We start from the raw sequence: 13,037 nt of genomic DNA, 5'->3' as shown, positions 1-13,037 counted from the left end.
ATCCTTCTAATTCTTAACTATGCTCTCTTTTTTCTTTATATATAATATTGCAATGAAAATTGATAGAAATCCACAAAATAATTTGGTGAATATATATATACCTATGACTTCAGTTGCTTCACTTGCAACAAATCCAAGCTGCCCTCCAAGTACATAGGCCCCACCAACTGAAAAGGCGCTACATAATATCTTCCCCTTATCATCAAGTTCTTCGAAGTTTACAAATACTATTATCGCTGAAGCTAAGCTTCCTAAAAATGCAGCAATCGAATTTTTATTAACTCCAAATTTTAATGCTAATCTATCTAGAGGACTTTCTAGCAATCTCTTTAGTACTTCAAGCATAACATATGCACCACCTAAAAATATAGCAATTTTACCTACTATATTCAAAGCTTCTTGTAATGGCATAAGATTTTTTAAAATTATTACTCCTGAAATAGATTGTATTCCTTGAAGTGATAATCCAATTATACTAAGCCATAGTATTCCTTTTCCTAAAATATTAAATATAAAAATTGTTTTATTTACGCAATATAATATTCCTATGCTAAGAAGTATAGAAATTATAATTATAGGAATCAAATTTATAAGTATAATATTTACAGGTATCTTAAGTAGTAATCCTCCAATAAATAAACCAAAAGGTAATGATATAATACCAAATAACATACCTATAAATAATGGCTGTCTATTTTCCTTTTTTATTATTCCAAGAGCTAAAGGAAGGGTAAAGCTTAAAGTACACCCTAACATTGAAGCCATTAAAACTCCTGAAAAATATATCATTTCTTTACTAAGTGCAATATTTTCTGCTATATTAAAAGCTCCCATGTCTATAGCAATGATACTTGATATAAATATCGATGGATCAATTCCAATTCTCTCTGCAATTGGAACTAAAACTATATTTAATCCTTCTGTTATTACTGGAGTTAAAGATATTATCCCAACCATTGCTATTGCAAGTGGCCCCATATTATTTATTCCATCAGCAAAGTAATTTCCTAATTTAAGTTTATCTCCAAAAACATAATCTATTGCTCCTATCAAAAAAAAGATAGCAACAATGTATAGTACTATATTCTCCATAACCTCTCCCCTATATGTTATAAGTCAATTTAGCATTTACCCCTAATGTTACTTAATTTTTAGTATAGTATGCAACTCCAATACTTCCTGGTCCAACATGCAATCCAATTATCGGTCCTATAGATCCTACTATTATATTGCATTCTATTCCATTTTCCCTTAGTTTATCTTCTAAATTTCTTTTAAGTTCCATTCCTTCATTCTCACAATTTATGTGATGTATAGCAATTTCGCCAAGTCCTTTTTCATCAATATCTTCTATAACTTTATTAATTATTGTATTTATAGCCTTTCCTCTAGTTCTAACCTTATCAAAAATAGTAGTTTTTCCATCTACTACTGTAAGAATAGGAATTATTTTTAATATACTTCCAACTAATGCAGCAGCACTTCCTATTCTTCCTCCTTTTTTAAGATATTTTAGAGTCTTTGGCATAAATAAGAACTTACTTTTATTTATTATTTCTTCTGCTTTTAATACTACTTCCTTAATATCGTCTCCTTCTTTTGCTGCTTTTGCTGCAACTATTGCAGCATATCCCATTTGCATACAGTTTGTTCTAGAATCTAAAATCTCTATCTCTGCTTCTGGATATTCTTCTAAGACCATATTCTTAACCATATTTGCACTTTGATAAGTTCCACTCATATCAGATGACATTAATATACAGACAACCTTATCTCCATTTTTAATAATATTTTCAAATTTTTCTTTAACTTCATTTATATTAGGCTGAGAAGATGTTGGTACTTCTTCTATCTTATCTAAGTTTTCAAAGAACTCTTCATTATTAAGTTCAACTTCTCTATAGCTTCTTCCACCAAAAATAACATTTAGAGAAATAACCTCAATTTCTAATTCCTCTCTAATATTTTTATTAATATAACTAGTACTATCTGTTACTATTTTTACTCCCATTATTACCTCCAAAATTTAAATAATCTAGATACAATTATATCATAATTTATTTATGTTTTATTCCAATATAATTTACTTTCTATTCCTTCATATACACCTATAGAATATATTAATACATAAAAAAGATGCACCTTTTAAAGTACATCTTTTTATACCATATTATTTATCTTCAAAATATTTTTTAAATTGTGGTAAATAATCTTTATGTGCTTCTAGTAATTCGTCTAACAGAGTTTTAGCCATACTTTCTGAAGGAATTAATGGATTCATACAAAGTGCCATTAACGCCTTATGATAATCCCCTGTAACAGCTGCTTCTACAACTAATCTTTCAAATGATTTAACTGTTTGGATTAATCCATTTACTGATACAGGAATTTCTCCCATAGCTAATGGCTTTGGACCATCCTTTGTAATCATACATGAAATTTCTACAGCTGAATCATCATCTATTCCTTCAAGAGCTCCATTATTTCTAACGTCAATTGGTTGAATGTCTCCTTCATCATTGTAGATTGAATAAATTAATCTACAAGCTGCATCTGAGTAGTAAGCTCCTCCTCTTTTTTCTAATTGAGGTGGTTTAATATCAAGATTTTCATCTTTATATAAATCAAATAAATCAGCTTCTAATCTCTTAACTACTTCTGCTCTTGTTTCTCCTTTTGAGAATTCTTTTAATTCATCTTCTAACATTTGTGCAGTTTGGAAGTAGTATCTATGATATGGACAAGGCATCATTCCTAAAGCTTTAATAAAATCAGCATCCCATCCAAAATCTTTTACATTTTTAACTATTGATCCAAGTTTACCCTCTGCAATAGAATCTATAACTTTACTAGTAACATTTTCTCCATCAACATAAATGTTCTTTCCAAATACCATATGATTTAATCCAAAGAAATCAAATCTTACTCTTGAATGATCAACACCTAACATATCAGCTGCTGCTTTTTCCATTCCTATTGGAACATTACAAAGACCTATAACCTTTTTATTTATACCATGTCTAATCAATGCTTCTGTTACCATACCTGCTGGATTTGAGAAGTTTATAAGCCACGCATTTGGACAAAGTTCCGCCATATCCTTATCGATATCTAATATTACAGGTATTGTTCTTAACGCTTTAAACATACCACCTGCGCCATTAGTTTCTTGTCCTATAACACCATGACTTAATGGAATTCTTTCATCCTTAATTCTAGCATCTAAAAGTCCTACTCTAATTTGAGTTGTAACAAAATCAGCATCTTTTAAAGCTTCTCTTCTATCTAAAGTTAAATGAACTTCCATAGGAACTCCAGCTTTTTTAACCATTCTCTTAGCAAGGTTTCCTACTATTTCAAGCTTTTCTTTTCCTTCTTCTATATCTACAAGCCATAATTCCCTTACAGGTAGCTTATCATATCTCTTAATAAATCCTTCTACTAATTCTGGAGTATAACTTGATCCTCCACCAATAGTAACTATTTTAATTCCTTTTTTGTTCATTTTCTGCACCTCTTTACTTATTTAATAATATGTAATTTCTTTTGTAAAACTTTAATATAAAAGGCCATGGTTTTAATATCCCCATAGCCTAATAATATTTAAATTACTTTAATTTAAATGCAAATTTACTCCATGGTTCAATATAATCTAATAAGAATTGTTCATCTTCTATAATTCTTCCAACTACATTAGTTTTACCACTATTTTTCATTTCTTTGATTGCAACTTGAAGTTCACCAGCATATCTTGTATAAAGATCTGACTCTATTAAGATATCACCTTTTTTCATATCTTGTGTGTTAAATGGAGCAAAGCTCTCTCCTTTATATTTAACTCTTGATTGAGTTGATCTTATAACATAATCTGAAACATCACCTCTATTGAAGTGGAATTCTTCAAGAACTATTTTCTTTTGTAGCTCTGGTATACCATCCTCTAGCTCAACAGAAAGTTCTAACATTTCTTTATTAATTTCACTTAATGCTTTAAGTTCCTCTTCTGATGCAAAACAGTTAGCTATTATTACATCATCAATTAAGCCTGTTGCAAATAAATGTTTAGCTTGAACATCTATCGGCATATCTCTATGCATTTCTAATGTACAAAGTCCTTCTGATACTGGCCATGGTCCAAATTCCGCAGTAGGAGAATTTACAAATGCAGCAGTCTTTATTCCAAGCTCTTTAAATTGCTTACTACATTTTATAAAGTGATCATATGAAAGTCCTGTATAAACATGAGGATAGAAATTATGACATCCATATAAATTATTTAAATTTGGCTTATATGAAACTATGTTATCAACATATTTAGTACCATTACTCATATTAAGTTCTACTTTTAATCCATATTTATTAAAAGTCATTATAGCTTCTTCATTCCCTGAGAATCCCATATCTAATCTTATTCCACTAAGCCCCATATCCTTAAATACTTTAAGATCTGTGATACTAGCTCCTAAGTTATTAAATACAGTTGGATCTAAATCAGCTATAACTTCCATGTTATGTTTATTTGCTACATTAAGCATAACTTTAAACTCTTCTACAATCTCTTCTATTGATTTTCCTTCTGCTGATAAAAGACAAGTAAAAATTCTTTCAAATCCATACTTTGCCGCAAGTTCTATATATTCTAATATTTCATTCATTGGACGATGTCCTGGATATACTGAAATACCTAATCTCTTCATTAATATGACCTCCAATACCTTATAAATCTTTTTATCTTACACTGTTATTGTGTATATAATATGCTCCCTTTGCCGCTGATACATCTTCATCTACAAATTCAACAACATTTATCTTCTCTTTTAGATATCCTTCAAATGCATTTCTCAATACTCTAGATTTTCTTATAGCGCCTCCAACAAGCCCTATTTTACATTTATCAAAGTCTAGACTCTTAAATACTCGTTCTGCATCCTTTGCAAGTAAAACCCCCTCAGTTTCTAATATGCCCTTAGCATATTCATCACCTTTTTCTGCATATTTAGATACTAAACCTGCAAAACCTGCTATTTCATCCTTTGTTGCTGAATAGATAAATCCGATTACTTCATCAACTTCTTTGGCATTAAGCTCATCAAGTATTGATTGTGAAAGTTCACTTCTTTCTAAACCAAAATCATATTCATAAATCATTCTTTTAAATGCTTCAATTGAAATCTTATATGCACTTCCTTCATCGCCTAATATATGGCCCCATCCACCACATCTAGCCTGTTTTGTGCCATTTATACCAAAGGCTGTAGAACCAGTACCTGCTATAACAAGTATTCCATCTTCACCCTTTAGTAATGCTTTTAAAGCTAAATCTCCATCATTCATAATAACTGAATCTAAATTAAACTTTGCTTTAAGTTCATTATGTATCTTTTTAGCATTATCTGATACCTCTGAACCTGCAATACCAAGATATATACCCTCTAACCCATCTATACTTAACTTATCTAATATTTCGTTAACAGCGCTAGTTATATTATTTAAAGCTTCTTTCTCATCATTAAGCAAATTTCCAAAACCGGTTAAGCTTTTAGCTAGAACATTGCCATCTAACCCATAAGCTACAGCTTCTGTCTTAGTACCACCGCCATCAACACCAATGATATATTTCATAATTTCTAATCTCCTCAACATATAATTAATGAACTCTAATGCTTACCATTAGAGTTCATGTTTAAAATGCTATAGATTATAGTCTTGCATGTATGTCAATTATTTGATTTGCTAAATCTTTTAATGTCATAGTTGTCATTAAATGATCTTGAGCATGCATTAATAATAATGAGAATTCTGCTTTTTGTCCGCCAGCTTCACCTTGTATTAAGCTAGTTTGTGAATGATGAGCAAGCCCTAACTCTTCATTTGATTTCTCAATTAATCCTCTAGCACCTTCAATATCTCCACTCTTTGCAAGCTCCATAGCTTCCATTGCATAGCTTCTAGCTTCTCCACTATGCATTATTAAGTTTAAAATTATTTCTTCCATGTGTCCCTAACTCCCCTTCATATTGCCAAAATTTTGACACAGTTACGATCTACTGAATCTTATTTTTCATCGATTAATTTTAATGCATGTGCTAAAACTTTTGCGCCATTCATTGTTCCATAATCTACTGTATTTATTACATCAACAGGAATTCCCATTGGTTCATACTTTGATTTCATTTTATTTAATAAGAATCTAACTTGTGGTCCTAATAATAATACTTCCATTTCATCTTCGTGATTCTTAACATCTGCTTCTGAATAAGCGTTTATTAAACATTCAATCCCTTGTTCCTTTGCAGCTGCTTGCATCTTTGTTACTAATAGACTTGTTGACATCCCTGCTGAACAACATAATAATATTTTTTTCATAATAAATTCCTCCTTAAGATTTAAACTTTATATTTTTATATTTTTATTTTATTTATTTTACTTTTTTGTTTGTGTTCCTTTACACTATTTATATATAGCAAACTGTATGCCAAAATATTCTCAAAAAAAATTTTTTATTTTTTTTTATAATTATGGCTTATTTACTGGCTTTCACCTTAATAAAAAAAGTTTATAGTGTGCAATTTAAATTACACACTATAAACTTTAAATTTTACACACTTATTACACTCTACACAGAGACTATATTTTCTAAAAACATTCTGACTATGAATGCTAAATCATCTTCATTTATCTTTATATTATAATTAACTTCAAGCTTTCTAATACTTTGTCTTATAAGTATAAATTCTCTATTATGCTTATTTCTAAACTCATTTAAATTATCGAATTTCTTTCTCTTTCCACCCTCAATTATTTTTTCAATTAAGAAGCATATATGAATTACCATACCAACAGTTACTTCATGTGATATTTTAATATTTAGATTCTCTTGTACTTCTTGAATAGCTTCTCTTACTATTTTAACAAGATATTCTCCATTTACTTCTTCTAATTGAGCATCTATTGAATTTGCTATCTTTTGAAAATCTTCTTCTTGGCTTATAAAACTCTCTAGTACTGATAACCCATCTCCTGCTAGAATATCTGGTGCTGATATAAATGGTATTCCTTCTACATTTAAATTAACAGTACCAACTATTGCTAAAATATTGCTATTTTTCTTTAGGTTATCCACATTTCTAATAAAGTCATCTCTATCTAATATGTTTAGTGGTTTAACTTTTATATTTGGATTATTAATTCCATTAACTATTAATTGCCTTAATTTTTCAGCCGATCCTTCTCCAGTAAAGCATGTTGTAACTATTACTTTTTCTTTCTCAATCTTTATATTTTTTTCTCGTTTTACTCCAAATCTACTGATTTCTAAACAAGCTTTGCATATCTCATCTATTTTTCTTCCATTTAGGGCTTTTCGTCCAGCTTCAATAACTGCAAGAGTACTTATCATATCTATTGTTTTCACATCTATGTTAGTCTCATCTTTAATCATCTCACCAAAATTAGTTAAAGAGCCCATATCAACTAATAAAATAACACCTTTTCCTTCATCTATCTCTTTTACTTTTTCTTTTGCGAGCTCATACATCTTTTCAGCCTTCATACTTAAAGGCATATCAAGTGCATTTACATGAGTCTCTCCAATTAATTTATTTGCAACTTCAACCATACTGGATGCAGTTGAGTGCCCATGCATTATTACAATTACTCCAACCTTACCTTCTTTTTTCTCATCAAACTCATAAGGCTTTGCTGCTAAGAACATTGTAAGATATCCTATCTCATCAAGTGGTACTTGTATATTAAATTTATCATCAATCTTTTTAGCAGCTTCCATTGCAACCATGAATTCATCAGCATATTGAGCTCTAACAAAATTTAATTTAGGATGATATATCTTATTTCCTTGCTTTATTCTCTCTAAACTTCCTTGAAGATGTAATGCTAATCCAAAATACACTTTTTCATCGTAATGAGTATTTAACTTCTCTGAAGCCATATTTAATATTTCTTCTACCATATTAGCAATATCTTCGCTAACAATCTTGGTTATCTCTTCTTTTCTTACCTCTTCTGGAAGATCTCTTATATATTTTTCAAAATAACTTTCTATGTCTATATTTATTATTTCATTTATTTCTTCTTCTTCCATACCTTTTTTCTTTAGGTAATCTAATTTATTTTCTATAATATCGTAGAAATAATCGCCTTTAATATTTTCTTCTTCCTCATCCATAAGATTTATTATATTATCATCATTATATGAAAATCTTAAAACATCTGAAGCGCTTCCTAATAACTCATCAATTTCTTTTCTACGATCTTGAAGCTTCATAAGGCCTTTATTTACTCTTGGATGTAAATCTCCCTGCTCTACTATTATAAAATCTTTATTATTTGCTTTATAATTTAAAAAAGCTTTTGCACATGCAAGTTGTATATCACTCTTTAATTGTCCTATATTGTTTGGACAATCATATAATAAAAATGAAATAAGGGCATTCTTATTAAAATATATACTATCGCCTAATCTATGTGATTCTGCTTTTATGAATTGTTCTAGTAAATGATATCTTTCACCTGCACTTCTCTCCTTAAGAGATGGAAGTGTTATTGACATCGGAATTCTTCTAGTAAATGTCTTTAATAAATATGATTTTGGATCCTCTGTTGTTGCTGCAATAATTTGCGCATCTGAATATATTGGGTTGTCAGTATCACCAAGTGGTCTAAAATATCCTTTATCTATATATGTAAATAACATTTCTTGTCCTTGAGGAGATAATCTATGAATTTCATCTAGAAATATTATTCCTCCATTTGCCTTTTTAAGCAATCCCTCTTTATCTTTGTCAGCGCCTGTATACGCTCCCTTTTTCACACCAAAAATTTGAGCAATTACAAGTTGAGGATTATCTGCATAATCTGCACAATTAAACCTTATAAATGGTGCATCTTTATCTAACAAATTATCTTCCTTTGCAAACTGATACATAAGTTCTGAAAACATTGATTTACCTACACCTGTTTCTCCAAGAATTAAAGTATGTAATCCTCTAGGTGGATACATCATTGCAGCCTTTGCCTGCTGAATAGGTACTTGTAGACTTTGATTTGCACCAACCATCATATCTAAACTATTATCACCTGAATTTACTTTTAAAGATTTTCTCTCTTGAACAATTTCCTTTTCTTTTATTACGTTAATTGCTGCATATCTTACTGGTCTTCCTTCTTCTTTAGTAACTTTTCCATCAGAATACAATTTATTTAAATATCTTGATACATTTGCTCTATTTGAACTTGTATATTCGCTTAGTTCTTGTGCCGTTATACCTCTATTTTCTTGTGCTTGAAGGTCTAATAATGATTGATAGACCTCATTAATCTTACTCATAAAATCCTCCCTTTCTCAATACTATAATCAATTATACTATATAGGTAAACCTTTTTATACACACAAAAAAATAATACACACTAATTTATATTTTTCTTAAAATTAGTGTGTATCCATTCACATTTTCTATTGAGCTTCTAATGTTATATCAACTGTTTTTGTTTTTCCATCTCTTATAATCTTAGTACTTACCTTATCTCCAGCCTTCTTAGTGCTTTTAATAGCATTTAACTCTTCAAGAGTTTTTACTTTCTTTCCATCAAACTCTGTGATAACGTCACCTTGTTTAATTCCTGCTTTTTCTGCTGGTGAAAATGGAGTTACTTCAACTACATATATTCCTTCTGGAATATCATATTGTTTTGATAATTTCTTATCTATTTCTCTAACTTTAACTCCTAAAGTTAATATAGGCTTTGATAAAACATCTAATTTTGCTTTAACTTCATTTATTGGAATTGCAAATCCTATTCCTTCAGCTCCTCCAGCTAATTTTAAAGTGTTTATTCCAACTACTTGACCTTCTGAATTAACTAAAGGTCCTCCACTATTACCTGGGTTTATAGCTGTATCTGTTTGAATTAAATTAACTTGTTTACCAGTTTCAGTATTTACTGTTCTTCCAACTGCACTTACAACACCTTTTGTAACTGTTTGAGCAAAGTCTTTTGATAAAGGAGTTCCTATTGCTATAACTTCTTCACCTGGTTTAAGCTTAGATGAATCTCCAAGCTCTGCAACTGCTGGAACTTTAAATTTACCTTGCATCTTAATCATTGCAATATCTTGTGTCTCGTCATAATTAACTACCTTTGCCTTAACCTCTTCACCAGTACTTAAAGTTACTGTAACTTCTTGCGCTCCTTTAACAACATGGTAGTTAGTTAATATATCGCCTTCTTCATTTATTATGAATCCTGATCCTATACCCTCAACCTCTTGTGGTATAATTCCGTTTTGCATTAAGCCTTTAGTTGAAACTATTACTACCGCTGGAGCTACTTTATTAAATGCTTGTTGAGTTGTCATGGCTGATGAATCCTTAAAATCTGGTGCATTTCCATCTTGACTTTGAGTAGTTACCTTATTATCGTTCTTCATTAAGAAATATGTTACTCCACTACCACAAATTCCAGCAAGTAATGCTACAACGACAATTATTGCGCCTACTACAAATGTTCTAGAACCTTTCTTTTTCTTCTTAGGTTCTGGACTTTCATTTACATAATTACTATTATTATAATCATAATTATTGTTCATATCGTCATTAACACTGCCATTAGTGTTATCATCAATTCTGTCATTTAAATCTTTATTTAAGTTATCATCATTATTCATTAAGTACCTCCTAATTTGTCTTAAATTCTTCTTACTCTAAGTATAAAAAATTTTTGTGTCAACTATATGGCATAAAAAAAAATTTTTGATTAATACTCAAATTTTTCAAAAAAAATACTGAGTAGAATCTCTCCTATTCAGTATTAGTATAACCATATAGTCTTGTATTTAGCCTTTATATTAATCGTTATTTTGTGAATTCTTTTTTTCAATTCTTCTAGCTGACTCAACAACTTTTTTAATTGCATTTTCTACATTCTTTGAATCCATCATTGAATAAACTGATCCATCATAGGCACTCTTATATTGGAATGTTAAGTCCGGACTTCCAAGTCTTTTAAGTGGATTATCATCTTCATTGCTTAGTATATAATATGGTATATCCTTAAACATTCCATCTTTCTGGCTATCACTTGATCTATCATATATATTTTTTGTTTCGTTATAAACAGCATCTCTATAGCCACTTTGATTTTTTTTATAAGAAAATTCTTCTCCTGCAAAACCAGTAAGATTATTTTCAAAATCTTTATTTTCACTAGCTAGTCCAAGTTTATCTAATAGTAGTGTTAAAGAGAAATTCGATCCTACATCTTCTATCTTCTTTCTAACTAAATCAAGTGTACCTTTAATACCATTTTTCTGTTCTTTAATTTGATTTTCATCATATGGATTTATTAGTACTACTCCTTTTACCGTCTCAGGATACATGCTTGCAAAGTTTGTCATAACTAAACTTCCATATCCCTCACCAACTAGTATATACGGTCCACCAGCTGCTGCTTTTCTTAATAATATCTTTAAGTCTTCTGCTTGCTCCTTAGGAGTAATTCTACTTCCTGAGTCATTAAATCCATATCCTCGTCTATTATATACAAATGTTTTGACACCAAGTTCTTTTTCAACTTCATCTGCTACAGTCTTCCACTCATAGGCATTTGCTCCTGTAGAACCATCAAAAATTATTGTAAGATCTCCACTGCCTGAAACATTATACTCCATTTTCTTATCGTTGACTCTAGTATATTTCATTCTAGCTCCAAACTTTTCGCCTACATAAAAGCCATATCCCCATTGGATTACAAGCCCACTAACTATTACAATTAACGCTATTATAATTATTCTTTTAAATAATGTGATTTTTGAAATTTTTTCCTTCATATCAACTGTATGTAGACTATTAGAATTAGGTAATAACTTCATATCTATCCCCCTGTTTATACTACAGTTTTAAATTAGGTTTAGCGTTCAAATCTAACGTTGATTCTTCACCTTTTATAAATCTAAAATATGCAGCACTTCCTATCATAGCTGCATTATCAGTACATAAAATTGGCTCTGGGAATAATACCTTAATTCCTTTTTCATTTCCTTCTGAAATTAGTGCCTCTCTTAATGCTGAATTTGACGCAACTCCACCTGCTATTGCAATTTTGTCTAAATTCTTTTTGTCACATGTTGCAAAAACATTATCTTTTAAAACTCTAACTACAGCGTTTTGGAATGATGCTGCAACATCAGCTCTATTTATTTCTGTATTTTGCATTTTAGCTTTATTTAAATAGTTAAGAACTGCTGATTTTAATCCGCTAAATGAGAAATCTAGTGTATCATCATGGAATTTAGCTCTCGGAAATGCTATAGCATCTTTATTTCCTTCTTTAGCTAACTTATCTATTTTAGGCCCTCCTGGATATCCAAGACCTAATGCTCTTGCAACTTTATCATATGCTTCTCCAGCTGCATCATCTCTAGTTTCTCCTATTACTTCATACTTTCCATAATCTTTTACGTAAACAATAAATGTGTGTCCACCTGATACTACAAGTGAAACAAAAGGTGGTTTTAAATCTTCATGCTGTATGTAATTTGCTGATATATGTCCTTCTATATGATTAACTCCAATTAATGGTTTCTTAGTTGCCATAGCTAAACCTTTAGCATATTGTAATCCTACAAGTAATGCCCCTACAAGACCTGGTCCATAGGTAACACCTATTGCATCTATATCATCTAAAGTTACGTTAGCTTCCTTTAAAGCTTCTTGTACAACGCCATTAACAACTTCAGTATGCATTCTTGACGCCACTTCTGGTACAACACCACCAAATTTTTTATGTGTATCTATTTGTGAAGCTATTACATTAGATAAAACTTTTCTACCATCTACAACAACAGCAGCTGATGTTTCATCGCAGCTTGATTCAATTGCTAAAATTATTTTTTTATCCATTTTAATTCCCTCTTCTTTATATAATCGCATAAATTTACTATTTGTAATTATACTTCATTACCAATTTATTATCAATGAAACCCGCACTTGTTAAGTATTTTTTAATAATGTATATTTAAA

General features: G+C 30.2%; 11 protein-coding genes. All 11 read right to left on the bottom strand.

Translation table 11 applies throughout. The features are described from left to right. Window positions 1–6: 6 nt before the first annotated feature. The 11 genes from eutH to tsaD all read right to left on the bottom strand — a co-directional run bounded on the left by eutH (window position 7) and on the right by tsaD (window position 12,917). On the bottom strand, window positions 7–1,092 hold the full coding sequence (eutH, locus tag ACQPUW_RS00125) for an ethanolamine utilization protein EutH (protein WP_430835491.1): 1,086 nt from the start codon (window positions 1,090–1,092) through the stop codon (window positions 7–9). Window positions 1,093–1,144: 52 nt separating this feature from the next. Beyond that, window positions 1,145–2,011: a DegV family protein gene (locus ACQPUW_RS00120; protein ID WP_430835490.1), complete on the bottom strand. Its 867-nt coding sequence runs from the start codon at window positions 2,009–2,011 to the stop codon at window positions 1,145–1,147. 159 nt (window positions 2,012–2,170) lie between these two features. Next, complete coding sequence (locus ACQPUW_RS00115) at window positions 2,171–3,505, bottom strand: 6-phospho-beta-glucosidase (protein ID WP_430835489.1); 1,335 nt, start codon at window positions 3,503–3,505, stop codon at window positions 2,171–2,173. A gap of 103 nt (window positions 3,506–3,608) precedes the next feature. Next, window positions 3,609–4,697, bottom strand: a complete 1,089-nt coding sequence (locus ACQPUW_RS00110; protein WP_430835488.1) for a DUF871 domain-containing protein — start codon at window positions 4,695–4,697, stop codon at window positions 3,609–3,611. 31 nt (window positions 4,698–4,728) lie between these two features. Then, the gene (locus ACQPUW_RS00105; RefSeq protein ID WP_430835487.1) at window positions 4,729–5,622 is read right to left on the bottom strand and encodes a BadF/BadG/BcrA/BcrD ATPase family protein; all 894 of its coding nucleotides are present in this window, start codon (window positions 5,620–5,622) and stop codon (window positions 4,729–4,731) included. Window positions 5,623–5,698: 76 nt separating this feature from the next. Next, complete coding sequence (locus tag ACQPUW_RS00100; protein ID WP_430835486.1) at window positions 5,699–5,995, bottom strand: PTS lactose/cellobiose transporter subunit IIA; 297 nt, start codon at window positions 5,993–5,995, stop codon at window positions 5,699–5,701. A 59-nt stretch (window positions 5,996–6,054) separates the two neighbouring features. Next, window positions 6,055–6,366, bottom strand: a complete 312-nt coding sequence (locus ACQPUW_RS00095; RefSeq protein WP_204595459.1) for a PTS sugar transporter subunit IIB — start codon at window positions 6,364–6,366, stop codon at window positions 6,055–6,057. 250 nt (window positions 6,367–6,616) lie between these two features. Further along, complete coding sequence (locus tag ACQPUW_RS00090; protein WP_430835485.1) at window positions 6,617–9,346, bottom strand: sigma 54-interacting transcriptional regulator; 2,730 nt, start codon at window positions 9,344–9,346, stop codon at window positions 6,617–6,619. A 126-nt stretch (window positions 9,347–9,472) separates the two neighbouring features. Then, window positions 9,473–10,684, bottom strand: coding sequence for a S1C family serine protease (locus tag ACQPUW_RS00085; RefSeq protein ID WP_430835484.1), 1,212 nt, complete (start codon window positions 10,682–10,684; stop codon window positions 9,473–9,475). A 180-nt stretch (window positions 10,685–10,864) separates the two neighbouring features. Then, window positions 10,865–11,887, bottom strand: coding sequence for an alpha/beta hydrolase (locus tag ACQPUW_RS00080; protein WP_430835483.1), 1,023 nt, complete (start codon window positions 11,885–11,887; stop codon window positions 10,865–10,867). 19 nt (window positions 11,888–11,906) lie between these two features. After that, the gene (gene tsaD, locus ACQPUW_RS00075) at window positions 11,907–12,917 is read right to left on the bottom strand and encodes a tRNA (adenosine(37)-N6)-threonylcarbamoyltransferase complex transferase subunit TsaD (RefSeq protein ID WP_430835482.1); all 1,011 of its coding nucleotides are present in this window, start codon (window positions 12,915–12,917) and stop codon (window positions 11,907–11,909) included. Window positions 12,918–13,037: the final 120 nt, after the last annotated feature.

Origin of the sequence: Clostridium sardiniense (assembly GCF_050584765.1) — a bacterium.
Lineage (GTDB): Bacteria > Bacillota > Clostridia > Clostridiales > Clostridiaceae > Clostridium > Clostridium sardiniense_A.
Note: the sequence above shows the minus strand (reverse complement) of the source record. Positions and strands in the feature narration are given on the sequence as shown.

Excerpts from the sequence above, each read along its gene's own strand:
- eutH (WP_430835491.1), bottom strand. The coding sequence starts at position 1,092 with ATGGAGAATATAGTACTATACATTGTTGCTATCTTTTTTTTGATAGGA.
- ACQPUW_RS00120 (WP_430835490.1), bottom strand. The coding sequence starts at position 2,011 with ATGGGAGTAAAAATAGTAACAGATAGTACTAGTTATATTAATAAAAAT.
- ACQPUW_RS00115 (WP_430835489.1), bottom strand. The coding sequence starts at position 3,505 with ATGAACAAAAAAGGAATTAAAATAGTTACTATTGGTGGAGGATCAAGT.
- ACQPUW_RS00110 (WP_430835488.1), bottom strand. The coding sequence starts at position 4,697 with ATGAAGAGATTAGGTATTTCAGTATATCCAGGACATCGTCCAATGAAT.
- ACQPUW_RS00105 (WP_430835487.1), bottom strand. The coding sequence starts at position 5,622 with ATGAAATATATCATTGGTGTTGATGGCGGTGGTACTAAGACAGAAGCT.
- ACQPUW_RS00100 (WP_430835486.1), bottom strand. The coding sequence starts at position 5,995 with ATGGAAGAAATAATTTTAAACTTAATAATGCATAGTGGAGAAGCTAGA.
- ACQPUW_RS00095 (WP_204595459.1), bottom strand. The coding sequence starts at position 6,366 with ATGAAAAAAATATTATTATGTTGTTCAGCAGGGATGTCAACAAGTCTA.
- ACQPUW_RS00090 (WP_430835485.1), bottom strand. The coding sequence starts at position 9,346 with ATGAGTAAGATTAATGAGGTCTATCAATCATTATTAGACCTTCAAGCA.
- ACQPUW_RS00085 (WP_430835484.1), bottom strand. The coding sequence starts at position 10,684 with ATGAATAATGATGATAACTTAAATAAAGATTTAAATGACAGAATTGAT.
- ACQPUW_RS00080 (WP_430835483.1), bottom strand. The coding sequence starts at position 11,887 with ATGAAGTTATTACCTAATTCTAATAGTCTACATACAGTTGATATGAAG.
- tsaD (WP_430835482.1), bottom strand. The coding sequence starts at position 12,917 with ATGGATAAAAAAATAATTTTAGCAATTGAATCAAGCTGCGATGAAACA.